Origin of the sequence: Algoriphagus confluentis (assembly GCF_036245625.1) — a bacterium.
Classification (GTDB): domain Bacteria; phylum Bacteroidota; class Bacteroidia; order Cytophagales; family Cyclobacteriaceae; genus Algoriphagus; species Algoriphagus confluentis.
The window spans coordinates 1-24985 of the sequence record NZ_BTPD01000004.1 but is presented as its reverse complement, the minus strand read 5'-3'; the positions used below and the strand labels follow the sequence as shown (position 1 = coordinate 24985).

At 44.6% G+C, this 24985-nt stretch carries 23 protein-coding genes; 9 read left to right on the top strand and 14 right to left on the bottom strand.

All coding sequences use genetic code 11. From position 1 onward, the window contains the following. Positions 1–61: 61 nt before the first annotated feature. Entirely contained in the window at positions 62–2446 is a 2385-nt protein-coding gene (locus tag AAA943_RS06575; protein WP_338223438.1) for a TonB-dependent receptor domain-containing protein, read from the bottom strand. A gap of 236 nt (positions 2447–2682) precedes the next feature. On the opposite strand from AAA943_RS06575, the gene AAA943_RS06570 reads away from it, so the two are divergent. The 3 genes from AAA943_RS06570 to AAA943_RS06560 are packed head-to-tail and all read left to right on the top strand — an operon-like array spanning position 2683 to position 4098. After that, positions 2683–3006: a hypothetical protein gene (locus AAA943_RS06570; RefSeq protein ID WP_338223437.1), complete on the top strand. Its 324-nt coding sequence runs from the start codon at positions 2683–2685 to the stop codon at positions 3004–3006. A 5-nt stretch (positions 3007–3011) separates the two neighbouring features. Further along, positions 3012–3806: a P-loop nucleotide/nucleoside kinase family protein gene (locus tag AAA943_RS06565; RefSeq protein WP_338223436.1), complete on the top strand. Its 795-nt coding sequence runs from the start codon at positions 3012–3014 to the stop codon at positions 3804–3806. Positions 3807–3810: 4 nt separating this feature from the next. Then, complete coding sequence (locus tag AAA943_RS06560) at positions 3811–4098, top strand: hypothetical protein (RefSeq protein WP_338223435.1); 288 nt, start codon at positions 3811–3813, stop codon at positions 4096–4098. 3 nt (positions 4099–4101) lie between these two features. Here the strand turns inward: AAA943_RS06560 and AAA943_RS06555 are convergent, their stop codons facing one another. The 5 genes from AAA943_RS06555 to AAA943_RS06535 form a co-directional block, all read right to left on the bottom strand. After that, on the bottom strand, positions 4102–5058 hold the full coding sequence (locus AAA943_RS06555) for a calcium/sodium antiporter (RefSeq protein WP_338223434.1): 957 nt from the start codon (positions 5056–5058) through the stop codon (positions 4102–4104). Between the two features lie 439 nt (positions 5059–5497). Beyond that, positions 5498–7711, bottom strand: coding sequence for a cation:proton antiporter (locus tag AAA943_RS06550; RefSeq protein WP_338223433.1), 2214 nt, complete (start codon positions 7709–7711; stop codon positions 5498–5500). 206 nt (positions 7712–7917) lie between these two features. Next, positions 7918–9432 carry a flotillin family protein gene (locus tag AAA943_RS06545; RefSeq protein ID WP_338223432.1) on the bottom strand — a complete coding sequence of 505 codons (1515 nt, stop codon included), beginning with the start codon at positions 9430–9432 and terminating at the stop codon, positions 7918–7920. Positions 9433–9446: 14 nt separating this feature from the next. After that, positions 9447–10013 carry an NfeD family protein gene (locus tag AAA943_RS06540; RefSeq protein WP_338223431.1) on the bottom strand — a complete coding sequence of 189 codons (567 nt, stop codon included), beginning with the start codon at positions 10011–10013 and terminating at the stop codon, positions 9447–9449. 187 nt (positions 10014–10200) lie between these two features. Then, positions 10201–13128 carry a prolyl oligopeptidase family serine peptidase gene (locus tag AAA943_RS06535; RefSeq protein WP_338223430.1) on the bottom strand — a complete coding sequence of 976 codons (2928 nt, stop codon included), beginning with the start codon at positions 13126–13128 and terminating at the stop codon, positions 10201–10203. Between the two features lie 139 nt (positions 13129–13267). Here AAA943_RS06535 and AAA943_RS06530 point away from each other — a divergent pair, with 139 nt between their 5' ends. Beyond that, positions 13268–14284 carry a TolB-like translocation protein gene (locus AAA943_RS06530; RefSeq protein ID WP_338223429.1) on the top strand — a complete coding sequence of 339 codons (1017 nt, stop codon included), beginning with the start codon at positions 13268–13270 and terminating at the stop codon, positions 14282–14284. Positions 14285–14377: 93 nt separating this feature from the next. Here AAA943_RS06530 and AAA943_RS06525 read toward each other — a convergent pair whose 3' ends face one another. Further along, positions 14378–15235, bottom strand: coding sequence for a hypothetical protein (locus AAA943_RS06525; protein ID WP_338223428.1), 858 nt, complete (start codon positions 15233–15235; stop codon positions 14378–14380). 197 nt (positions 15236–15432) lie between these two features. After that, positions 15433–17136 (bottom strand): amidohydrolase, encoded by a 1704-nt coding sequence (locus AAA943_RS06520; protein WP_338223427.1) that lies wholly within the window; start codon positions 17134–17136, stop codon positions 15433–15435. 144 nt (positions 17137–17280) lie between these two features. Here AAA943_RS06520 and AAA943_RS06515 point away from each other — a divergent pair, with 144 nt between their 5' ends. Further along, positions 17281–17529 carry a type II toxin-antitoxin system ParD family antitoxin gene (locus AAA943_RS06515; RefSeq protein ID WP_338220884.1) on the top strand — a complete coding sequence of 83 codons (249 nt, stop codon included), beginning with the start codon at positions 17281–17283 and terminating at the stop codon, positions 17527–17529. After that, entirely contained in the window at positions 17522–17821 is a 300-nt protein-coding gene (locus tag AAA943_RS06510) for a type II toxin-antitoxin system RelE/ParE family toxin (RefSeq protein ID WP_338223426.1), read from the top strand. Before AAA943_RS06515 ends, AAA943_RS06510 begins: the two co-directional genes overlap by 8 nt. Before the next feature lie 99 nt (positions 17822–17920). Here AAA943_RS06510 and AAA943_RS06505 read toward each other — a convergent pair whose 3' ends face one another. Beyond that, a complete protein-coding gene (locus tag AAA943_RS06505) occupies positions 17921–20005 on the bottom strand; it encodes an FG-GAP-like repeat-containing protein (RefSeq protein ID WP_338223425.1) in 2085 nt (694 codons plus the stop codon). Between the two features lie 93 nt (positions 20006–20098). Here AAA943_RS06505 and AAA943_RS06500 point away from each other — a divergent pair, with 93 nt between their 5' ends. Both AAA943_RS06500 and AAA943_RS06495 read left to right on the top strand, forming a co-directional pair. Further along, complete coding sequence (locus tag AAA943_RS06500) at positions 20099–21394, top strand: UDP-N-acetylmuramoyl-tripeptide--D-alanyl-D-alanine ligase (protein WP_338223424.1); 1296 nt, start codon at positions 20099–20101, stop codon at positions 21392–21394. A gap of 334 nt (positions 21395–21728) precedes the next feature. Beyond that, entirely contained in the window at positions 21729–22259 is a 531-nt protein-coding gene (locus tag AAA943_RS06495) for an REP-associated tyrosine transposase (protein WP_338223423.1), read from the top strand. 77 nt (positions 22260–22336) lie between these two features. Here AAA943_RS06495 and AAA943_RS06490 read toward each other — a convergent pair whose 3' ends face one another. Both AAA943_RS06490 and AAA943_RS06485 read right to left on the bottom strand, forming a co-directional pair. Next, positions 22337–22756, bottom strand: a complete 420-nt coding sequence (locus tag AAA943_RS06490) for a type II toxin-antitoxin system VapC family toxin (RefSeq protein ID WP_338223422.1) — start codon at positions 22754–22756, stop codon at positions 22337–22339. After that, positions 22746–23012, bottom strand: a complete 267-nt coding sequence (locus AAA943_RS06485) for a DUF6364 family protein (RefSeq protein ID WP_338223421.1) — start codon at positions 23010–23012, stop codon at positions 22746–22748. The genes AAA943_RS06490 and AAA943_RS06485 overlap by 11 nt, the downstream gene beginning before the upstream one ends. 145 nt (positions 23013–23157) lie before the next feature. Here AAA943_RS06485 and AAA943_RS06480 point away from each other — a divergent pair, with 145 nt between their 5' ends. Further along, on the top strand, positions 23158–23835 hold the full coding sequence (locus AAA943_RS06480) for a DUF2461 domain-containing protein (protein ID WP_338223420.1): 678 nt from the start codon (positions 23158–23160) through the stop codon (positions 23833–23835). Here the strand turns inward: AAA943_RS06480 and AAA943_RS06475 are convergent. The 3 genes from AAA943_RS06475 to AAA943_RS06470 form a co-directional block, all read right to left on the bottom strand. Next, positions 23821–24243: a hypothetical protein gene (locus AAA943_RS06475; RefSeq protein WP_338223419.1), complete on the bottom strand. Its 423-nt coding sequence runs from the start codon at positions 24241–24243 to the stop codon at positions 23821–23823. The two genes, AAA943_RS06480 and AAA943_RS06475, sit on opposite strands and share 15 nt — an antisense overlap. A gap of 264 nt (positions 24244–24507) precedes the next feature. Further along, positions 24508–24639 (bottom strand): GIY-YIG nuclease family protein, encoded by a 132-nt coding sequence (locus AAA943_RS21865; protein WP_420915593.1) that lies wholly within the window; start codon positions 24637–24639, stop codon positions 24508–24510. 93 nt (positions 24640–24732) lie between these two features. Continuing rightward, positions 24733–24984 carry a GIY-YIG nuclease family protein gene (locus tag AAA943_RS06470; protein WP_338223418.1) on the bottom strand — a complete coding sequence of 84 codons (252 nt, stop codon included), beginning with the start codon at positions 24982–24984 and terminating at the stop codon, positions 24733–24735. Position 24985 lies beyond the last annotated feature (1 nt).

The window sequence follows — 24985 nt, the reverse complement described above, 5'->3', positions numbered from 1 at the left end:
CTTCCAAAATTGGGAAAGGATGGCTTGGATTTTAGTGACAGGAGTCGCAAAAGGGAGGGGTTTATGGATTGATTTGGTAAGAAAAAGTCAGATTGATCTGTCGTCGGATAAACTGTGAGTCTCCTTCGGTGAAGAAGTTTTCTCCCTCGATGATGTAGCGGTTTCTTCGGGAATTGAAGATGTCATTGGCAGTCAGGATCAGTCTACCCCGCTCCTGCATAATCTGCCTGCTTGCGGATAGATCAATGAAGAAAATGCCTTTTCGGACTCCTTGGGCTGTTTTTTGACGGGCATCGTAGTTTGCGCGAAGCTGCAAATCCCATCCTCCATCCAAGGTGAATCTTGATGTCTGCCGGGCAAGGAATGAGGTAGTCCTTGCCTCAAAGTCTGCCTGAATATTACTTCCGTCAATATTGGCATGGAAGAAATTCAGGTTCAGATCCAGCTTCCACCAGTCTTTGGGCCGGTAATCGGCACTGAATTCCAGGCCAAAGGATTTTTCCCCATTCAGATTGTAAGGCAAAGTGGTCGCAAAACCTTCCTCATTCACCGTTCGGATCCGCTCGATTTTATCTACCGTGTTTCGGAAGTAGGCCGTGGAAAACAGGGTTCCTTTCTCGAAATACTTGATGTGTCCCAACTCAAAGGCATCGGTAAATTCCGGATCGAGATCAGGGTTGCCACTGAAGAAATTTCGCTGATCGGAAAAAGTCACATAGGGGCTGAGGTCATTGTAAACCGGTCTTCTCACTCTTCGGGAGTAGCTGAGTTGGAAGGCGTTTTCCTCGGAGACATTGTAAGTCAAATGAGCACTTGGGAAAAGATTGGTGTAGTTTCTGGGGTTGCGCTCGTTGGTTTCTGCGAGGATGGTTTCCACATCGGTATGCTCTACGCGAAGCCCTGCCTGATAGGTCCAGTCTCCGGTTTTGTTACCGAGGATTCCATAGGCTGCGAGGATATTTTCATTGTAGAGGAAAATATTGTCCAGTCCGGGCAAGGGAACCAATTCCCCGCTTTCGTTTTCTTCGGAAACAATGAAGTCATTTTCCATTTCCCGAAAGCTGGTCCGCAGCCCGGTTTCGAATTTGCCCTCCGAGCCTATGGGTTTGACATAATCGAGCTGAAAGAGGTACTGATTTTCAAATTCATCATTCAAAGAAGTCTGAAGCAGATCTTCCTCGGGTACCGGCTGTCCATTTGCATCAAAGCGGAATTCGGTGAATAGCTGATCGGAATTTTCCCAGTAGTTCAGATAGGTGAAATTAGCCGTCAGTTCATGTCCTTTTTGCCCAAAAATCCGCTTGTAGTTTAATGCTATTTCTGAATTGGGTTCTTTTTCTTTTTCATCCTGTCTTCGCAATGAATAGCCTTGAAAATTATCTAAAGAATTCAGGTAATCATCGTAGCGAATGTCGGTGATTCTACGGCCGTCAGTTCTTCTCCAGAGGTAGGAAGCGGTGAAAATGCTCTGCTCCGAAAAGAAATAGTCCAATCCTCCCCGAATGCTGTTGTTCCAGCCTCGGAGTTCACCGGCATTGGCCTGACTGAGAATAAGTGTTTCCGCGTTTTCATACACTTCCTGATACTGCTCACTGACGTAGGGCTGATAGCGTCGGGCAAAGCTGTAATTGATAAACCAGTTGATGCGGTTTTTACGGTAATTCAGATTGGTGGAAAAGCCCAAATTAAGCGGGGTACCTGCAATCACCTCAAAGGAACCGTTAAAACCCTGATTGCTGTCTTTTTTCAGAATGATGTTGATGACTCCGGCCATCCCTTCGGCCTCATAGCGGGCGGAGGGATTGGTGATCACTTCGACTCGCTCCACCATGTTGGCCTGAAGCTGACGAAGTCCTGCCGATCCCCTGAAACTGACTAATCCGGAGGGCTTACCGTCAATCAGAATGCGTACGTTGGAGGAGCCCCGCAAACTCACATTACCTTCCGTGTCCACAGCCACGGAGGGTAAATTCATTAAAATATCCGTGGCCGTGCCTCCTGCGTTGGCCAGGTCTTTTCCCACGTTGAATACCCGCTTGTCCAAAGAAAGCTCCATCAAGGTCTTCTCCCCTTGGACGACTACTTCATCCAGTTTCTGATCAGATGCTTGAAGGGTGACAGTTCCTAAATTGACATTTGCATCGGCTCTGGAGAGCGCGAACACTGAGCTTTTGAAGGAGTCAAAACCCATAAACTCCACCAAAGCATAAAACCTTCCCAGAGGAAGGTCAATGGAAAAGCTTCCGTTGTCTTCTGTAATTCCACCGCCTATCAAACTGTCCCCTTCAGAAAATACAGCAATTGAGGCAAAAGGTAAGGCTTTTTTGGACGATTGATCTTGGACGACCCCTCGGAGTTTTCCTTGAGAAAAAACGGACCCACTTCCCAAGAGCAGGAGTACGAAGACGGCAAAGAATTGCCGAAAGTGGTTTTTTGGGCGGAGCATAGGTGTATAGGCTGGGCAGACAAGTGTTGGCTTGCCAAATTTGGTGTTGAAAAATACCGTGTTTTTTGTGGATATGTTTTCCCTTTGTGATCAATGGCGGCAGAAAATTTTGAATTGACAAAAGTGGGGATTTGACTGTTTTCGGTAAAAACTATTCAGCGACACTTACTGTCAAAAGTTAGTTCGATAATTCTTTTGCCCGTAGATTTATTCCTGTAATCAATTCAATATCAAGGATGTGGATAGCAAGCAAAAATGGCTTTATTTCAATCGTTCAGCACAGGGATAAGCCAGATCAGGTACTTTTTCGAGCTCGGGTAAAAAAGGATTTGGAATCACTTTTTCCGAAGGAAAGAATCATCGAAACTCCCGAAGCGGACTATGGCTACCGGGTCCATGTCAGTAAACAGGAAGCGGTATCGGTCATTTCTCAGCAGGTGTGGGAAATAGACTATCCAAATTTCAAAAATGCCATCGCTCAGAACCCGGAGCAGCGAGACAAACTGTCTGCCTATCATGACATTTGGGGAGTGATGTGGGATTATGCCAAGAACCACTGATTGTCATGAAAGTAATATTTGTCATCGGACCAAGTGGGGTAGGAAAGAGTAGTTTTATTGAGCGGGAGTATGCCGAAAAGAGAGAGGTCTGCATTTTCAATATAGCGTGGAAAGCAAAAGAGCTTTTTGGAAGCTTTCAAGCGATGGAAGATGAAGATCAAGAGCTGCATGCCATCAATGCTTCCTGCAGCGAAGCATTGATGGCCCTGATGGAGGGGAAGGAAGTAGTGGTCGAGTACTACACGGATGGCTATGATGATGGTCTCTTTGCGATGATCAAGAAAGCTAAATTTCTGGGGATAAGAACCGAGGTGATTGCGCTGACTTGTGAAGCGGATGTGGCTTGGAACCGGGTTCAAAAAGCTGGATTGGACTATTTTCCTTCAAAAAGGATAAAGGAAGATACCGAACTCATCTTCATGGGAGTGCTGGAAGATGTGGAGTTCAATTTGGACTTTGATCGAATTTGTGAAATCGGCGGGGAAGGAGGCACGATCAGTTTTTTCCGATTCAACAAGGGAAATCGGGATCGGTTTTTCTTCACTTCGGATGAGAGTGGATATTTTGACTTTGAACCTGACTATGAGTTTGAGAAAAAAGACGGGGTCAACTACATCGAGGAGTTCGATGAATTTAATGAAGCGTTTGCGGCCCTTTTGAGGAAGTATCCGATTTTCGGGTTGGTGCCCATTGAAGTCCATTCACGGTACAAATCCGAATTTCGCGCGGCCTATCTGCTGTTTTTGGCAGAGAAGTCGACACTCCAAACCAATGAAAAATGGAATTTCTATCTAAACTAAGCATATGATGAACTATCAGGAAAAAGTAAGAGAGGCTTTTGAAATACTGGAAGACGCCAAAATCAAGGTCTTCACAGCACTGATCCAGGTGGCCATGTCCTCAGAGTATCAGGATATTGACGAGTTGCTTTCGGATGAAAAGAATTTCTCTTTTCGCATTTCCGATTTTGGCCATGCTACAGACCCAAATATCAATACCCTGCACCATGTGGTCAGGATTATGGAAATAGCTGAAGAAGAAATGATCGCCTGGAATGGGCAAAACAACCTCAATCTGCAGGGGAATGGGTGATAATTAGCTTTCCAAACCGACTAAATACCCGGTGTAAAGTAAGTAAGAGCTCAACAGGACTAAGGCTTCCCATCGGTCCAGTTTGTGACGCTTTCCGGTAAACATGGCAAAGAAAAGAAAAACAGTACCTGCTCCCAATATGTAGAGATCTGTATTGAAGGAGACATTAAACTCCAAAGGACGAATCAGGGCGCTAACACCGAGAATAAGGAAAATGTTGAAGATATTTGATCCCACAATGTTGCCGATCGCGATATCGGCATTTTTTCGCATGGCCGCCACTACCGAAGTGGCGAGTTCGGGAAGAGAAGTTCCGGCTGCCACAATGGTGAGTCCGATTATTTTTTCACTTACGCCTAAGGATTGGGCCATGGAGACTGCGTTGTCTACGACCAGTTTACCTCCCCCTACAAGACCTGCCAGTCCTACCGCGATCAAGGCCCATATTTTCATGTTGGAGTAATCTTTCGCTTCTACCTGCTCGGTCTGAGGGTCGGATTTGAGCTGGGTGGCTACGTAATACAAAAAGCCGGCAAAACATACCAGCAAGATCAGACCATCCAAGCGGGAAAGTAATGGGGATTCAGAAAGGAAGAAGTTATTCACCAAGAAAAACAATCCTATCGCTGCCAACAATGAAAAAGGGATTTCTTTCCAGACAGTACTGGATTGAACAGAAAGAGGAATGATCAAACCTGAGATTCCCAAAATGACAAAGAGATTGAAATTATTGGAACCGATCACATTCCCAAAGACGATGTCCGGATAATTGCCCGAAGCAGCGACTACATTGACTACCAGCTCCGGAGCTGAGGTGCCAAAAGCCACAATCGTCAGGCCTATGGCCAGGTCCGAGACCTTCTTCTTTTTGGCCAGAACGGAGGCTCCATCCACGAGCCAGTCGGCACCTTTGACCAATAGCACCAAGCCCACAATCAGAAGAATAATCTGGAGTATCATCGAACAGAATTTTAAGGAAATTGAAAATTTTGCCTTACATAAATTCATCAAAGCTAAGTGGATTTTTCTGACACTTCATCTTGGATTATTGAAATTATTTTTGATTCGGATTAGAGATTATTAAACACTGGTAATCAGTAGTTTGAAATTATTTTTAGATAGAAGCTAAACCTGAAAATCAACAGAAATCTATATTTCCTTTGGCAAAAGATATTCTCTTTTTGGTCCATTTCCAGCTTTGATTTGAAGGGGATCGCTATCCCGATTGCAGGTGGGCTTGGTGTTGCCTTTTTCGGAAAATGAAAGGCTGATCGGAATTGAAAACAGGAAGATTGGCTTAATTCGAGCTTCTTACGGATGTTGTTTTCGAAAGAATGCCTTCTGGCCTTGGATTCAGGTGAATGCGGTGATTGGGCTCCTGGTCCATTTTTTATGGGGATTACTTTGAAAAAAGCCTTTGGATTCCAGTCCCGATCATATCCAGACGCGTTCTTGGACCTGCAAAACCGGAATGGAAGAAGTCGTGGGATTGAATAGAAATGGCATCAAGGGGATTTGGATAAATCAAAATAAAACTGTGGTTTTTCAGCCAGGTATCCACCAATTCGGGGACCAGATCCATATTGGGATGATAGGAGAGTTCACCTTTTCGACTCAGGACCAAGATGAGGTTGTCATCCGGTTTTAGTAGGATGTTGAGATTGGACGGATCTTCCCAGCTAGGAAAAGGCCGAAAATCTACCCGGATAGGATTGACCTCCAAGATTTTTTGCAGCGTTTCTTTAGTCTCTTCATTGCAGTAGAAAATCATTCTGCAGCCTGAGTTTTTGGCAATATTCCAGATTTTTACCAGCCAAAGCGGGAAGCCCAACTCCTGTTCTGCATGCGGAGGTATGATCACCAAATGTCTTCGGTGGGAAGAAAAAGGCTGATGGGGTTTATAGATATAGGTTGTGGTATTGACTTTTTCCAGGATTTTTTGTGTCACTTCTCCCAAAAAAGAGTCTTTTCCTTCTTGCTGCACATGGAGTCCGAGAATCAAATCGGTGATTTTGTTTTCAAAGACCACACTACTTATTCCATGAGCCACATCAGCATCGTAGCGGAGGAGCTCAATAAGAAAATCGTCAGTCGCAGAGGCAATTTTACTGGCTTTGTTCAGGTTTTTTTGGGCGTTGATTTCTGCAAGTGAATCATGGATTTCCGGCTTGAGAATGCTCAGTCCATAGAGGGAATTTTTCTTTCCGGCAGACTTCAAGGAAACGCAGAGGTTGATCAGGTTTTCGGAGGTTTCCTCACTGCGAATTGGAATGAGAAAACGCTCACTGAGATCGATTTGATCCTTTTCTGTCAGGGAGGAATTGGATCGGATGATGTTTTGGGCACCCCGTTGTGCTTCTAGGGTAGCAATGGTGCAGGTCACCAAAATCATCACAATTGTCCCGTTCAAAACCGCTTCGGAAAGCAATCGAATGGGTTGGCCAAATTCATCAGTACCAATGACTGTATTGTAGGCGATCAAAATGGCAGCAAGGGTTGCTGCCGCTTGGGCATTGCTCAAACCAAACATGACCCTTCTTTCATTTTTTGTGTAGCCCAGCGTCTTTTGAGCTGAAAGGGCTGCCAGATATTTGGCCAAGGTGGCCACGACAGTCATAACAATAGCAATAAAAATGGTCTCCCGGTCGCTGAAGAAAACTCGAAAATCAACCAGCATTCCCACGCTGATCAGAAAAAACGGGATAAAGATGGCATTTCCGACAAATTCTACCCGGTTCATCAGGGGAGAGGTTCTTTGGATTAATGGATTTAGTGCCAAACCCACCAAAAAAGCCCCAATTATTCCTTCAACTCCCGCCAGTTCTGCAAGCAAAGCTCCTAGAAATACCAGGGTTAGAACAAAAATGTATTGGGTGACGTTGTCTTCATTTTTCTTCAAAAACCAAAACCCAAACTTGGGAAGAAGGTACATGACCAATCCTCCGAATAGGATAAGGGATCCGGTCAATTTCACCCAAAACCAAAGCCCAACTTCGCCTTTGGACATGCCAATGATAACCGCCAATATCAGCAAGGCCAAAGTGTCGGTGATTAAGGTGCCCCCTACTGTGACATTGACTACTCGATTTTGGGCTATGCCCAATTTGGAGATAATGGGATAAGCGATCAGCGTATGGGAGGCAAACATGCTTGCCAATAGAACCGAAGAGGTCATGGTAAACCCAAAAAGATAAAGCCCTGTGAATGTTCCTAAAACCATGGGGATCAAAAAAGTATACATTCCGAAAATCAAACTTTTTCGGCTGTTTTTCCGGAAATCATCCAGGTCAATTTCCAAGCCTGCCAAAAACATAATGTATAGAAGTCCGGCAGATCCGGAGAGTAGGATGCCACTGTCTCTCTCCATAAGGCCAAAACCTTTGGGACCAATCAATGCGCCAGCCAAAATCAGTCCCAAAAGAGGTGGAATTCTAAGCCGATTGAGAATCAAGGGAGCAAGGAGAATAATCAAAAGGATCAAGAAAAACTTGACCCCCTGATGGGACAGGGGTAGGTCAAACTCTATCATTCCAAGGACATTGATCATAGAAAATCGGCAGTTGCTCAGGTTGTTTTCCTTTTTCCCCAAGTATGAATTCAAAGGATTATCCATCTAACCTCAACTTGGGCTTGGGCAGAATCGGATCAAAGATAAGCAGGCCTTTGATGCAAAAATCAGTGCAATAAAAAATCCCCCTATGAAAATCGGAGGATTCCTCAGAGAGTCGAGGATAGCTATCCAGAGCTTCAAATCCCAGGTGCCACTCGGATAAACCGCTATTTACAAAAAGGCGATTTTGAGAAAGGCACTTGAAGGGATTAATTCGGATCTGATTTGGGGGCTTGCTTATTTTCGGTCGGTTTCTCTGGATCTTCTCCTTTCAGGTAAGTCGGAAGATTCAAACCAGCCATATTAAACAGGTCATTAAGAGGAGGGACTGTTTTCATCATCCCGGAGACAAAGTTGGCGGTGGAGTTATTTCCAGTCTCATTTTGCCCGGAGTCCCACACGGTGATTTTGTCGATCTTGATGTTCTTCACCGCTTCCACCTGAGTTTTCACCAATTCAGGGAGCTTTTCGATGAGAAGAAGCTGGAAAGCCTTGGTAGGATCTCCGCCGGCGGCACTGACCACATCCCGGTAACCTTCTGCCTGCTTGGTCAGAATTTCAAAAAGACCTTTTGCCTCAGCTTCCATTTTGGCATAGATAGCATCCGCTTCTCCTTTGGCCTGGACGCGGATTCGCTCGGCTTCGGCTTGTGCTTCGATGATGGCACGCTGCTTGGCGATTTCTGCCGGGATAACGATGTTGGCATTTTGAGTCGAACGTTCACGCTCCGCACGGGCGGTTTCAGCTTTTTGTTCGGCGAGGTAGGCTTCTTCGAGAGCTTTGGCTTGCTGTACTTTTTCAGAGGCAAGGGCAATCCGCAAGGCCTCGGCTTCTTTTTCTCTTCGGAGAGCATCCGATTGAGCAATGGAGATCTTGGCTTCGTTTTCTCCTTTGATCGCGATGGCATTGGCTTCCGAGGTTTTCACCCGGGTATCCCGCTGGGCTTCTGCCTTTCCGATACTTTCTTCCTTTTGAGCTTCGGCAATGCTCACTTCCCGGTCTTTGAGGGTCACGGCGATTTTCACATCCCGATCTCGCTGCGTATCTGCGATCTGTACGTCTTTTTCACGATCAGCAAGAGCCTTTCCGGTTTCCCCGATTTTCTCCTGCTCTGCTACAGAGATTTTGGCTTCGTTGATGGCTTTTGCGGCAGCTTCTTTACCCAAAGCTTCGATGTAGCCCGATTCGTCCTTGATGTCGGTGACGTTGACGTTGATGAGTTTCAGCCCGATTTTTTTGAGCTCGGTGTCCACGTTTTTGGAGATGTTTTCCAAAAACTTATCTCGATCGGAGTTGATTTCCTCGATCGTCATCGTCGCAATCACGAGACGAAGCTGTCCAAAAAGGATATCCTTGGCCAACTCCTGAATCTGCTCATGAGCCAATCCCAATAGACGCTCAGCGGCAGTATTCATGCTGTCTGTGTCTGTGGAAATGGCAATGGTGAATCGGCAGGGCACATCTACCCGGATATTTTGGCGGGAGAGTGCATTGGTTAGGTTAGCCTCAATAGAAATGGGCTTTAAGTCAAGGTAGGCGTAATCTTGAATGACAGGCCAAATAAAGGCGCCGCCACCATGGATACACTTAGCGGAACTTCCACCTGTTTTGCCATACACGACAAGAATCTTGTCCGAAGGACAGCGTTTGTAGCGCGATACCAGAGCAATGATGGTCACAAAAATGACAAAAGCACCGGCTAGGATTAGAATTAAAGGATCCATAAAAGAATTAGGGTTTAGATTTTTTCTACAATGAGGAGGTTACCGCCTTCCACTCCGACTACCTTGATGGCAGCGCCGGTTTCGATCCGGTCACCGGGAGTGATGGCGCTGAGTTCTTTTTGGGAACCCTTGACGCTGATGGAGATTTTGCCCGTTCCGGATTTGTGAGCGGGAATGGAAAGATAAACCGAGCCGGTTTTGTGAATGGCCTGCTCAAGTTTGAAGGTATTGTCCTCAGCGAGCTTGGTGATCTGCTTGATGATGATAAAAAAGAGCCAAACAAAGCCCATACCCACCAAGGTGGAGAGCAGAATCAACACCGTGTAGTTGGGAATCGCACCAAAAAAGGTGATTCCCGTCCAGCTAAAACCTAGGAGAAAATTAATCAGGTTGCGAAGCGTAAAAAGTTGAAAGGGGGCTTCCGCACCTTCCAGATTTCCGTCAAAGTCCGCATTGACTCCATCTCCTGAGTCCGAACCCATAAAAGTCAGGATGGTCTGCAGCAAAAAAATCATGGATGTAGGCAAAGCGATGTACCAGAGTGCTCTAAGCGAGGGCTCCATTTCTGCTAAAAATTCCATACTGACTAGGATTTGGCGGTTGGTTTATTCTAGTTTTAATACTATCCTTAATTTTTAAGAATTGCAATATGAAAATCAGGCTTACCGTAAAAAAGATGCCTTCGATAGAGAATGTCTTTCCAAAACCAAAAATCCCCCGATGCGAATCGGAGGATTTTTTGACTTGTGATTTCTGAATGAAGTTTTTTTAAAAAGCTCTGTCTTCCAAATGTTCGCCCAGTTGAAGTCTCGGAACCCCTTTGCTCATCCAGTCCGGAGCCTCAGCTCCTTTGAGATGATGGTCAAAAAACTCCATCATTCGGACCGCATAGTCCTTCCGGTTTTCTGTTTTGCCCAGCCCATGATTTTCGCCAAGGTATTGAACCATGATCACCGGCTTTTTCAATCGACGAAGGGCATTGTAATATTCCACACCCTGGGTGAAGTCCACTGCTCCATCTTTGTCATTATGCAAGAGCAAAAGGGGGGTTTGCACGTTTTTCACATGGTAAATCGGGCTGTTTCGCTCGTAAGCTTCCCAGTTTTCCCAAGGTCCTCCTCTGAATCTTCCCTGAGAGGCTTCGAAGATCGACATATTTCCCCCGCCCGAATTCCAGTAAATCAGATCATACATGGAGATCATATTGGTCAAAGGTGCGCCAGCAGCTGCGGCTTTGAAGCGAGTCGTCTGAGTGATCAGGAAGGAAGTCTGATACCCACCCCAGCTGTGTCCGTGGAGACCCATATTGTTTTCGTCGATTACACCGCTTTTGATGGCCGCATCTACAGCAGGAAGCACTGCCCAGACGGCAGACATCCCCGGGTCGTCCAGTTTGTACACGATATCCGGAATCAATACCGCATAGCCATTGGACGTGTAAAGGGAAGGATTCCAACCGGTGCCGCTGTAGCTTGGATTAGCCCAGTTGTGGAGGGTCTGCGAAAGCTTCTCGTAGTAGTAGACCACGGTTGGGTACTTTTGGCCTTTCACATAGCCAGCAGGAAGGAAAAGTGCTGCCTGTAGAGAATCTCCTCTGGCAGTCACATAATCGACTAGTTTTACTCCGGCTGACCAAGCGAATTTGCCTGCATCAGGTGCATTTTCGGTGACTTGCTTCGGGGTAGACAAGGAAGCATCAGTCAGGTAAACCTGCGTGGGTTGATTTGCTTTTTCTTTGGTAAAGGTGAAAACCGACGCTTTTTCAGCTTTGGCCAAGCTCTGAATTGAGGCATCTTCCCAGATCAAAACATTCACACCCGGAGCAAGTCCTCCTTTTTTGGCTGGATTGAGCTGGGCTATTCCACTCTTTTTGGTGTTTTCCCCATACATCCGGATGTAGGCAGTCTTTCTCAGATCAATGCCTTTTTCCTCCTCATCCAGGCCAAAGCGATACTGATAGCGGATCTTTTGAGCTCTTCCGTTCTGGGTCAAGTTGACCGCAGTCTCTTTTCCACCCATGGGAATCTGCCAGATATCCCATCCATCCCTCAGAAGGACATACTGACTGTCGGAACTCCAGCCCAAAGGATTCTGCATGGGTTTTTCCACATTGTGGTCATCTTCCACATTGATAAAGGTCACCGGGAGATTTTCCGTGATATTGGTGTGGGTTTTTGCCAGAATATCGAACACGTAAAAGTGCCCGTCTTTTCCATAAAGGAGCTTTTTTCCATCGGTAGAAGGGCGAGGCATGGAAGCAAAAGAAGGCTGGTAAAACTTCTCAAAGAGTGTGGATTTGACTCCAGTCTTCAAGTCCACCAAATAGTAATCCCGATAAGCCTGCCCGTCCAGATTGCCCTGAAGCTCATAGGCCTGAATATCCGAACCCAAGGCAAAATGCTCCTGAGGCAAAAGATTCAGTTCCCTCATGCTGCTGTCCTGAAGGGTGATGTGTTTTTTGGAAGCGACATCGTACATGGCCCAAAAGCTGTAGTTTTTGTCCATGTTTTCCATCACTTGCTGACGGCTTTGGAGTCTGGAATCATTCCAGTGCCAAATGGTCATTTCCGGCTTTTTGGTGTCGTTGGATTTTTTGTCATCCGACTTGCCGGAGTTGAGTTTTCCGATCGCCTTTTGCAAATCCGAAATGGATTTGATGGTCGTGTCAGCCATGATTTTAGCCAGGTTTTCAGCTTCTTCGGCTTTCACGGAATCGGCATCGACCTCTTTTTTTGGTTTCTCTTTTTCTGCCAAAACCAAAGGATGAATTCCGTAAAACAATCGGGTCAAATCCTCAGACCACATCGGTCGGCGATTGGGGCTGATGGTATATTTCCGGTCAAAGCCAGTGCTGTCCTTGGCAGGCTCGTAAAGGACCACTTCAGGATTGGAAAGGTTTTTTACCCCCAACAAGATCCCCTGATCCTGCTTGTACTTTTTGTCTTTTTTCATCTTCAGCGCGGCAAAGGCGTCTCCTTTTTCGGTCCAGTTGAGACTCTGATAGCCTGCCTCATCTGAATCCAGTACTTGAATGGAATTGGTCGCCAAAGTCAATAGATAAAGTCCATTGCCCTGAGAATTGGCCGCGTCGACGGTATAGGCGAGATGAGTTCCGGCCTTGTTCACTGCATGCTCGCGGACATTGCCCAGATTTTGGGATTTGCCAGAGGCTAGATGATAGATTAGCAGATCAGAGCCTTTGGCCTCACCATTGCCTTCTTTGGGAAGGTTAAGAATCAGGTGGGTAGCGGCCTCACCGTTGAAACTGTAGCTGCTGACCCCTTCAAAGGTCTTTTTGTCCTCGGTACCGAGCTTGAGCAGGTGCACTTTGTCTTTAAGCGGTTTTCCTTTGGCTTTTTCGTTGGCTTGCTTTTCGGCAAACTTGGGAAATTCCCGGAAAGCGAGCCATTGGCTGTTTTCGCTAAATTCAAAATTACCTGAGTTGGTATTTCCGATAGGGAATGTCTTCTGTCCGGTGGTATCAGAGCTATTTCTCAGGATTAATTCACCGTCTGCCTCCAAGCCGGTAAGAACGTAAGCGGCCCATTTTCCGTCCGGGGAGAGTTTGAAGCCGTTGCCCGGCATGGATTTCCAGGTGGCGACGTCTTTCCAAGACATGGCTTTGGGAGCGTCTTGTGCAAATGCTAGTTGTATAGTTAAGGCAAAAAGCCAAAGAATGAGTAGGGGTTTTCTCATGGGGAAATGGATTAGGCTGGGAAAATAGGGGATTTTTTGGAGAGCTGGGTAGAATTGGGACACGAGAAGATATTTTTTTGCAATTCTGTAGCATTTAAGGGATTGGATTTCGTTCTTTGACTAAACTCACTGGCTATTTATGAAACCGATCAAAATCAAGTTATTTTTTCTTTTACCATTTGTTTTTCTGGGATGTCGGGAAAAATTCAACCTCAAAGTCGGGACTTTTCCCGATGAGCAGCCTACCAATTTATTGGACCTGAATACCTCCTATGATGAAATGAATTCGGACTTTGTTCCGGATTTCTTTGGAGCTGGAGAAACTTTGATTTTTTCGACCAATGCCCCCACCAAAGGAGCAAATTTTGATTTGGATGCCCGGGCAATTGGCTTCTCCCAAAGCAAGGATACCGGAGTATTTTCCTTTAGCATTAATACGGTAATTGGGCAAAATGACGTCATCAGAAACCAGCTTTTTGAGATGAATTCCAACTGCGAAGAGCGGGGGCCTTATTCCACAGATTCATTCAATGGTATAGTTTACCGCCTCTTTTCCCGAACCTGTGGGACCGAAACCAAGATTTTCTTTAACGAATTTGAGAAAACGGGTCCTTTTGATTATCGATCACAAAATCATCCCATATCCATCTTGGGAGAGGGGTCTAATGAGATGTATCCCAGCTTTTACGGGCTGAATTATCTGAAAGGAGCTGATCCTGTCCAGAATGGAAAGCCTGAAGCGTTGGTCTTCACCTCTGATCGTGACGGACAGTTTGATATCTATGAAGCAGAAATCCCCTTGGGACAAGATCCGCTTCAGTTTTTGCAGTCGGACACACCAAAAATTACCCGAAAACTCTCGATTAATTCGCCTTCCAACGATCACATGCCCTTTGTGTATGGAGATTTGCTAGTTTTTGCTTCGGACCGACCGGGAGGGTATGGTGGCTATGACCTGTACTATTCCCAAAAAACAGCCAACGGATGGACCGATCCGGTGAATTTTGGATCCAATATCAATTCAGCCTCGGACGAGTACAGGCCCATCGTATCCGATCATTTGGATTTTTCCAATCGGTTGATGATTTTTTCCTCCAATCGTTCAGGGGGAATGGGAGGATTTGATTTGTATTTTATAGGGATTGAGAAGTTTTGAGATGAGGCCGATGTTTTTTCAAACGGATATTTTTGCTTCGATGAAGCATCAGAGACTTTATCCCTTTGGAAGGCCAGTTTTCATCCAAAGTGGTTATTGATAATTATATTGAAACAGTGCAGTTCGGGTAAGATTTCTGGTCTTTCGTTCATAGAATCCAGAAAACAGATTAAGCCCAATCCCGGTCATAGTCAATGGGATGAGTGTCGTATTCAAGGTGGAGGATTGAGGTTCGGGTCCTAATGCCAAAAATAAGATACCAAACTGAACAGCGGTATTGGCTACTTGAGCGGCGGTGCTTACTTTTTGTCTTTTGATGATCTTATTGTAAAGTTCTCGTACCTCGGGCATGTTCTGCATTCGCGATAAAACCTGACTTTTGTCTAGCTTCATAGGACCTTCGTAGATGTCGATTTTTGATCCAAAAAATCCGGCACTTTCATCCATACTCAAAAATACTTCAGTGCCTCCTGAATAATAATAGGCATTGAAGTCATTGATGGTTCGTTGAATTCTTCGCTCTGAATCAGCGACAAGAATATTTCCTGTGCTTTGTAAAACCCCTCCCCCAAAAGAAGCCCAAAACCATGGGCGGACATTGGCCGGGGTAATATCATTCGTAAACAGATAAGCGATGGAGCCAATAGTCACGGCTATACCCGAGACCCGGATACCCATACCCAAATTCTTTTTTCGTTGATAACTCAGGAATTTAAAGTCTTCATTTTTTACTGAATTGAGCAAGGCAGCTACCTCTTTCGGACTTGATTTTTCCCCGTCAAGGAAATAGGTGGTTTTGTTGAAAAAGCCTTCTTTGAAAGTGATAATGGGTTGCTGTGAATACCTTTCCGGAAAATAGGAGAGTGATTTTGGCGTGGTTTGGGAAAAAGCCATATTCATGGATGCCAGAAAAAAAAGCAGGAGTGTTAATCTATAAATTTTGATTTCCATCTGGGAGGAAAATAAGTGAAAACTATTCAATCCGTAAACGAATCGATTAAGTTTAGGTTTTCGTTTTATTGAGATTAACGGTTTTTTGAATTCTTTTTTCTAATTGCTCATAAAAAAAGACCTTCCAAGTTTTGATACCTGGAAGGTCTGTGAGTTTTTCAGATTTCTGACTTAAGAATTCTGAATTCCCAAACTGCCTATTGCCTACTGAACACTACTTTTCCCCCCATCACTGTCATCGCAACCTGAGTTTTCAGTATTTCATCCTCAGCCACCTCCATGATGTTCTGGTCAAAAACGGTGAAATCAGCTGCTTTGCCTACTTCAATCGATCCTTTGAAATCTTCTTCAAACTCGGCATAGGCACCGTCTAAAGTGTAGGACTTCAAAGCTTGTTCACGGGTCATTTTTTGATCTCCTTCATAGCCTCCTTCCGGAAGTCCTTCCAAAGTCTTGCGGGTTACGGAGGCATAAAAGGAAGGAATCGGGTCTACCGGCTCCACAGGTGCATCGGTTCCATTACAGATTCTTGCACCCGTTTGGAATAGCTTCTGCCATACATAAGCTCCATCGATAATCCGCTTTTCTCCCAAACGGTCTATGGCCCAAGGACGGTCCGAACTCAGATGTATCGCCTGCATTGCTGCAATCACACCCAATTCCCCGAATCTCGGAATGTCATCCGGATGCAAATGCTGGGCATGCTCGATGCGAAAGCGGTGATCTTTGACCTCGGGATTTTTGGCAAAAGCTGCCTCATATCGATCTAAAATCTCCTGATTGGCTCTGTCGCCAATCGCATGAGAACAAACCTGAAATCCTAGCGGCAAGGCCTTTTCTGATACTTCTGTTACGACAGACATAGGAAGTGTCTCATGTCCTCGATGACCTGGTCTATCCGCATAATCTTCCAGTAGCCAAGCACCTCTTGGCCCTAGTGCGCCGTCACAGTTTAATTTGATCGATCTTACGGTAAGCATGTGGTCTGAGTCGATCATTGGGCCATTTTTGTACCACTCTTCCAAAAGCTCCGGCTGACGTCCAGTGAGCATGATGTATTGGCGAACGGTGAGCTTGCCTTCGTTTTTGAATTTCTGAACCAAGTCGATCACATCCTGACCTGAACCTGCATCATGGAAAGAAGTGATTCCCTTTTCCACCAATTCCTGTAAGGCTAATGTCAAAGCTTCTTCCGCTCGTTCAGGAGTTTCTTCCGGAACCAATCGAGCTACAAGATTGGAGGCTCTTTCGGTCAGGACTCCTGTGGGATTGCCTAATTCGTCGGTGATGATTTCTCCTCCTTCGACCTCTCCGGGTCTTTCCCCTTTCAGGTTGGCTATTCCAGCCAGTTCCAAGGCTTTTGCATTGGCAAAGGAAGCATGGCCTGAAGCGTGGCGAAGAAATACCGGATTGTCTGGAGATACTTCATTCAAAGGCTCATTGGTTTGAAAACCCTTGACCATTTTCTCGGGCTTTTCGATCCACTTGTCCTGATGCCAGCCCCTCCCGGTAATCCAGTCGCCCGGTTTGGCTTTGGCAACCGCCTCGGCTACTTTTTCGACCAGTTCGTCATAGGTTTTGACATACATGAGATCGAGTTCCAGCTTATTGTAGCCGATTCCCATCAAGTGAGCGTGGGATTCGATAAATCCCGGAGTCATGGTTTTGCCCTGCAAATCGATCACCTCGGTGGACTCGCCTACGTAGGCTTGTATTTCCTTGGAAGTACCCAGAGCTAGAATCAAACCGTCCTTGACCGCCACGGCTTCCACTTTGGGATTGGATTCATCCACGGTGTAGATGGTTCCGTTGGTAAAAACTTTGTCGGCGGGATTTTCGGGGCCCGATTTACATGCCCAGGCGAAAAGTGCCAGGAATAGGAGGAGGTAAATGTTCTTCATTGGATTTATAATTCTTATCCTAAGCTAGAGTTTTTGAGGGAGGTGGGCAAATGGGATAGTTGGAAAGGTGGAAAGCCCAAATCACAAATCTGAAAAAATGGCTTTATTACCAATTTTTGGTAACTTCACCAGAAAGGAAAAATTATGGGACGCAACACATCAGTTTCTTTGGGGGATTATTTTGAAAATTTCGTGGACTCTAAGGTCTCAGAAGGAAGGTTTTCAAGCGCCAGTGAGGTGATTCGTGCGGGCTTACGCCTTCTTGAAGAGGAGGAAAACAAGATTTTAGCCCTTAAAAATGCGATTCAAGAAGGAATAGAAAGTGGATTTGTGGAGGATTTCGATCCCCAAAAACATCTGGAATCGCTGAAAGCAAAGAAAAGGAATGGGTAGCTATATGTTGTCCCAAAAAGCAATTGGTGACCTATCTGCCATTTGGGAATATACTTTTGAAACTTGGTCAGAACATCAAGCTGATTCCTACTATTTTGCTTTGGTTAAGGATTGCCAAAAGCTTGCAGATCATTCCTATTTAGGTAGAAATTACCATGAAATCAGCACTGATATTTTTGGCTATAAATCGGGTGAGCATCTCATTTTTTACAGAAAATTGGATCAATCCACCATCGAAGTAATTCGGATTCTGCACGCTCGGATGGACTTGAAAAGAAGAATTCAGGAATGATCTTTTCGTCTTTAATTTATTCTAGTTGGGCGAGACAAATCCTTCAAAACCTGTGTTAATCTGTGCTTTTAACCAGTAAAAATCTTTGAGAAACAAAAGTCACCTCACCAACACCTTCTTCACTACCACTTTCCTATCTTCTGTTTCCAGTTGCAAAAAGTAAAGTCCAGGCTGTAGTGTTTGAGCTTGGATTTCTACTTCTCGGTTGGCGGGAATTAGGATTTCCTTTATCAGGATTTGTCCCAAAGAATTTATCAAACGCCCTTTTGCTTCGGTATTGGAAATCACTTTAAAAGGTCCCTCGGTCGGATTGGGATAGACCTTAACCAAGAGTTCTCCGTCAGTTGGAGAGTCGGATTTTACGGATTTCAGATAGGTTATTCCCCCTCCACGACTTCCCAAAATCAGATCCACATTTTCATCGAAACCCGGATTGACTACTGAGATCCATGTGTTTCTTCCCAATCGGAAAGGGAAATTTTGATCTCCGATTTTGAGTAAGACTTCTTCTCGAACTTCCGAGCTCATCATGTCCTTGATCAGAAAAATCCGGCCAGTTTGGTCCACGGTGTACAAGTCCGGACTTTCCTGAATTCGTACCGCTACACTCAAATTTCGATTGGCAGGATTGTCCTGAAAGCCCAGGAAATTGGCAGTTTCCAAGGTTGCCGTTTGGCTTGCTAAATCCACTTCGTAAAGGGTCAGACTTCCATTTTGCGCAGCGACTAGTAGATGATCTTTTCCTTGGTAAGGAAAAAGGGTTAGCTGATCGCCCACCCGAAGCGTCAGCCCGGAAAGCTGAAAATCTGTCCAATTTTGGCCCTGTCCAAGTAGTAGGACTTGACTGGGGACCCCATTGGTAGTACGCACTCCGGAGGCAAGTAGGTAAGATTGGTTTTGGACACTGCCGTATTCAATGAGCTGGACTTCCAGCAGATTTAAAGCCGAAAGGCCGATATAATCTTCATTCAGCAGCTCAAACTGATCTCCGGAGTAGCTCAGGCGATAGGCTTGGCCGATTACATTTTCACCTTTTTTGCCATTGGCAGTGAGCCAAAGCTCTCCGGCAAAGACATTTCCCTTGAAATAGGGGCGGACATTTTCGCCCAAGTCAAACATTTGATCCTGAAGAACAGGGTGGATTGATCCCGTGTTTTTTTCCAGTTTCACCACCGAGTTGGCGAAGTCAATCCCAAAAGGGGCGGAGGTCTCATTGGTGTTCAAACTGACCAGTAAATCCTCTTCCATCGCCTGCCCGACATGGAATCTGGGGAAAACAGGCAAAGTTCCATAGCCTGGAAGTTGTGTAGAAAAAGATGTAAATCTGGGACGGGCAGAAGTGCCGGAATTGGGCAAGAAATAGAGCGTATTGCACTCGTCCCTCCCGAGAAGTAAATCTTCAACTCCGTCTCCTGTAAAGTCCCGATATAGAATGCTGTGTCCACCTGCGTGCTGGATTCGTGTATTTTCATCCTTTCGATCGTCAATCTCCAAAGGTCTGCCATCACAGGTCTGTCCGAAGCTGATTTCCGAGCAGGCACAAAACTCAAAATTGCCCCAGTGTCGTATGGGAAACGCAAATCCGTCGATATCCGGGGTTCCTTTTCGCTCCACGGAGGTGTTAAGATAAAATTCCAAAAAGTCGCCCACCGCAAAATTGAAAATCACCAAGTCCAGGTCCCCGTCTCCGTCCACATCCTGAAGCAGAGGCGTGTCGAGGTTATTGGCAGGGATATTATTGGCCCCCTCCAGTCTAAGGAAGTTTTGGGCCACTGCCCAAGAAATCCGGTTTCCGGTGGAAGTATTGCGATAAGCTTTGATACCAAGCGGAGTGGAAGTGAAGAGATCCTTTTTCCCGTCTCGGTCAAAGTCAGCCAAAACCAAAAATCCGCTGATGTCCTCGGGAAAGAAATAGGTGAGCTCGGGGCGTAGGGTGAAGATTTCCCCGTTTTTTTCAAAGACTTGGAGTTGTCGGGAATTGATATCCCAAATCACCCATTCATCCTTTCCATCTCCGGTGAGATCAAGGGTTTGGATTTGGGCGGAGTTGATGCCTTGGGAAAAAGGAATAGGGATTTCCTGACCGGATACTTGGATTTTTTTTTCCTGATCCAATTGAAAAACCTGCTGTGCCAAACCATCCCAAGACAGAAAAATGGAAAGTAAGATGAGGATTTTTCGCATGGGAACCCGAGGTTAGCTGACTGCAAAATAAAACGTGTGAGCTTCCACAAAGATGTATCCTTTGCGTTATTTTGTGGCAAATTTCCCGGAAAAATGAACCTCGACATCCTTTACCAACTCTTTTTGAAAAGTACAGGCGTAAGTACCGATACCCGCAAAATTGATCCGGGTAATCTCTTTTTTGCACTTAAGGGACCGAATTTCAATGCCAATGAGTTTGCTGCCAAAGCCCTGGAAATGGGAGCTTCTGCTGTGATGATCGATGAGGTGAACTATTTTGTGGAGGACGATGAGCGCTATTTTATCTGTGAGGATGTATTGACCACGTTGCAAAATCTGGCTACGCATCATCGCCGAAAATTTGCCATTCCGGTGATCGGATTGACCGGCTCCAACGGGAAAACCACTTCTAAGGAACTTTTGCATGCGGTTTTGAAGCAAAAATTCAATACGCTGGCTACTATTGGCAATCTCAATAATCACATCGGAGTGCCTTTGACGTTACTCCGATTAAAGTCCGAGCATGAAATCGCCATCATCGAAATGGGGGCTAATAAACAGGGCGACATCAAGGAGCTCTGCGACATAGCAGAACCGACCCATGGCTTTATTACCAATATTGGTAAGGCACACTTGGAAGGAATGGGCGGTCCCGAAGGTGTGCTCAAAACCAAAACAGAACTTTATCAACACTTGAGAGAACATAAGGGAACGGTATTTATCAACACCCAAGATCCGATCCTTTCCAATATGATCAAGCGGTTTGAAAATCCAGTGCTCTATCCTTCGAAAGGAGATTTCTGTGAAGTTCAGTTTCTCGGTGCTAATCCTTTTGTAAAGTTTTCGGTAGAAGGAGTCGATGGAGAGCATTTGACCTCGCTGATCGGAGCTTATAATTTTGGGAATATCGCCAATGCGTTGACCATCGGGAAGTATTTTGGAGTGCCTATGGATAAAGCTGTGGAGGGAATTGTCAATTACAAACCCGAAAACATGCGCTCCCAGCTTATCGAAAAGCGCAGCAATCTTATCATCCTTGACGCTTATAATGCTAATCCATCCAGCATGGAAGTAGCCATTCGGACTTTTGGTCAAATGACTGGGAAAAAGCATAAAATGATCATTCTGGGAGACATGTTTGAGCTTGGGGAACATGCCGAGGCAGAGCACCGAAAGCTGGGTGAAATTGTAAGCGAGTATCCTATTGACAAGGTTTGTTTTACCGGAAAGTTGATTGTCTCCGCACTGGAAAAAGCGCCCAAGGCTTTGTATTTCCCAGATCCGTTTTCGTTCAGAAATTGGCTTGAAGACAGCAAGCTGGAAGATTACCTCATTTTGATCAAAGGTAGCCGTGGGATGAAGTTAGAGACCTTGGTGGATTTTATTTAAACCTAACTAAGCTCCTCGAAATTTGCAATTTCGAGGTCTTATCCTCAGATTTTTAATCTATATGAGTTCAGAAATATGGGATTACAAATTCTATGATAAGTTCTCGAGGTTTCAAACCTCGAGAAGCAAGATACCTTGGTGGATTTTATTTAAGCTCCTCGAAATTTGTAATTTCGAGGTCCTATCTTCAGATTTTCAATCTATTGAGTTCGGGAATGTAGGATTGCAAATCCTGAGATAAGTTCTCGAGGTTTCAAACCTCGAGAAGCAGTTGATTCTTAAATTTTGTAATTTCAAAGTATTGCCTTCAGATTTTTGATACTCACTAATTTTTATGGGGAAAGAATATGTAATTCGCGACCAAGGAGCTGTACACTTTGTGACATTTACTGTTCATCAATGGGTAGATGTTTTTACTAGAAAAGTTTACTCTGAAATTTTGCTAGACAGCTTAAGATACTGCCAAGAAAACAAAGGATTGGAAATTTTCGCTTGGATAATCATGAGTAATCATGCGCATTTGATAGTAAGAGCGAAAAATGATAATCTTTCTGATGTAATTCGAGATTTGAGAAAGTTTACTGCTAAGAAAATTCATAAGGCCATTGATGAAAATCCCCAAGAGAGCAGGAAAAAATTGCTAAAAATGACATTGACTTTTGAAAATCAAATTTGGTTTTGGGAAAAGGGCTACCATGGAGAAGAAATTTATTCCCTGTCATTTTTTGAATCAAAAGCCAAATACATTCATGAAAATCCGGTTCGGGCAGGAATTGTTGAAAACCCTGAAGACTATCTTCTAAGCAGTGCAGGAGATGCGTTCGGCGTTAGAAAAGGTCCTCTGGAATTGGAAGTTTTTGGATGAAAATGAATTTAGGATTACAAATCCTGTGATAAGTTCTCGAGGTTGCAAACCTCGAGAAGCAAAGACTTTGGTGGATTTTATTTGAAAGTCGAAAGAAAGACTTCAGGCGTAAAGACAGGAAGCTGTGCTTTTCGGTAATCCGCTAAATTTCGGGTTATAATTCCTTCAATAGCTGGATTTTGGATCGCTGTAAAATGCTGGATAGCATCTTCAAAATCAGAGAAACCACTTTTCATCGCCGCAAATATTTCTCTTTCCGAGACGGGCAGAATTTTACAGAAGCTCAACAATTCTGAAATTTTATCAAGTGCGATATCATTTCCGTACTGTTTTCGAAGGAGGTAATGGATGTTGGCTACTGTCAGAGATGAAAAATAAATCTGGATTTCCTTATTAACTGCCATTTCAAAAATTTCATCAGCTGAAAAATTAAAAGGATCTCTATTCAGCAGAAAATCAAGAATGACATCCGAATCTAAAAAGTAACTAGAGTCCATATTTTTCCTCCAAAGCCTTGGTCAGTTCTTCCTTGTAGTTGAACTCTCCTTCATGCTTTAGGCAGCCTTTTAACTTTAAGAAGCTTTCTGGAAGTGGCTTTCTTTCTTTTTTCTTGGGCTCTTCTTTATGCTCAAAGGTGAGTAGCTTGAAATAATTTTCCACTAAGGAAGAAAGACTCTGTCCCTGTTGGGCTGCAAATTCTTTAGCTTTTTCGATTACCTCTTTTTCGAGTGTCAAGGTTAATTTCGTATTCATTACACGTGTGGATTTTTGAAATTTAACACGTGTAATTTACCGAAAAGTTCATCTATTCCAAATCTCGAAAACCTCCATCACCCCAGCTGAGTTAATTCTACAATCTCAGATTTTCTACCTTTAGCTTTCAAAATTCTTACTTCCTATGCGTCCCTATCTCGAATTTCTATCTGCCCTTGCCCAAAACAATCATAAAGACTGGATGGATGCCAATAAAAAATGGTACACGGATACTAGGAATCGATTCCTAGAAGACGTAGAAGTCATGTTGAAGGAAATGACAGAAATTGAGCCGGCACTTTCAGCTTTCAAGCCTAAAGATTGCGTTTTTAGGCAAAATAGGGACATCCGCTTTTCGGCCAACAAGGATCCTTACAAAACCAATTTCGGAGCTTATTTTTCCCCGGGCGGGAAAAAATCCCCCGGACCAGGCTACTATCTTCAAATCCAACCCGGAAACTCCTTTTTGGCAGGGGGCATCTGGATGCCGGAAGCAGATACCCTCAAAAAGATCCGCAAAGAGATCGACTACAGCGGTGCAGAATTGCAGCAGATTGAAAATGATCCGGAATTTAAAAAGCACTTCAAAGGGATCGAAGGTGAAAAACTTAAAACCAGTCCCCGAGAGTATGAAGCAGACCATCCTTACATTGAGTATCTGAGATTGAAAAGCTTTACGGTATCTCATCCCATTTCAGACAAGGCGGTAGAAACTGGTGCTTTTTTGACTTTTGCTTTGGATGGCTTTCGTAGGATGAAGCCCTTCAATGATTTTTTGGCTAAAGCTATTGAAGAAGTAGAAGACGGATCAGGAATCCTCTAAACCAAAATCTTTGACCTGAAACGCATATTCCTCCATGGCTACATTTTGTGGATTTTGGGGATCAGTCTGAAAAAATTGCACTGTGATCTGCTCATACTCTTTTGCATTTTCGAAGTCATTGAGGTAAAGTTCAGCACATTTACGGGCTAGTGACTCTCTTCCTTGGCCAAGCTTAACAGGATCTCCATTTTCCAGTTTGAGAAATATAGTGGCTGGTTCACCGTAGGACTTGCTGAGGTTTACGCTCATTCCCTGGAAATCTCCCAATGCTCTGATTTCTTCCGAGGGCATAAAACCTTCACCCATCATCGTTTCCATTCCGGAGAGGGCAAGTCGGGCTAGATCTTCCGGCTCACAGGAACAGGAGGTGAAGATCGGAATCAATAAAACCAATAGGAGCTTTTTCATGAAAGGGGAAACTGAAAACAGAACCTAAGATCCTTAAATATTCAAAAACAAAAAAGATTTTGGGCGATCAATAGGGCTTTGGTACGTACAGAAACCATTTCTAGAATAATTTCGATGACCTTACCGCTAGCTGGCGTGAAGGTTTAGCCAACTGAGGTAATCAGCCACTCGATTTAGCGCTTGCTTTTTTTTCTTCTTGATCTCCAATTCTCGCTTCAATGCCGAGGTTCGATCAGGTAAAGTTTCAACGTATCTGATCTCCCATTATGGTGCGCCTGACTTGGTAGAAGGGGTTGCACCGGAATTATGATGCTTAAATCTTGATTCAGGGGAATCTGTTGACCCGATATAAAATTTATTGGTTTTTGGGCTAAAAATGATGTAAACGAAGTACATGACTGAAAATAAAAAAGGCTTGCATATTGATCAAGCCTTAGTGGAGGATAACGGATTCGAACCGATGACCTTCCCGCTAGCAAGCGGGACGTTCTAGTGAACTGAGCTGATCAAATACTCCAGATATTTTCTACTTTTCTTTCTCTTTATTTCCAGTTCTCTTTTTAAAGCAGCTGATCTATCAAGTAGGCATTCCAAATATTTTATTTCCCAAAATGGTGCGCCTGACTTGGTAGAAGGGGTTGCACCGGAATTATGATGCTTAAGTCTTGATTCAGGGGAATCTGTTGACCCGATATAAAATTTATTGGTTTTTGGGCTAAAAATGATGTAAACGAAGTACATG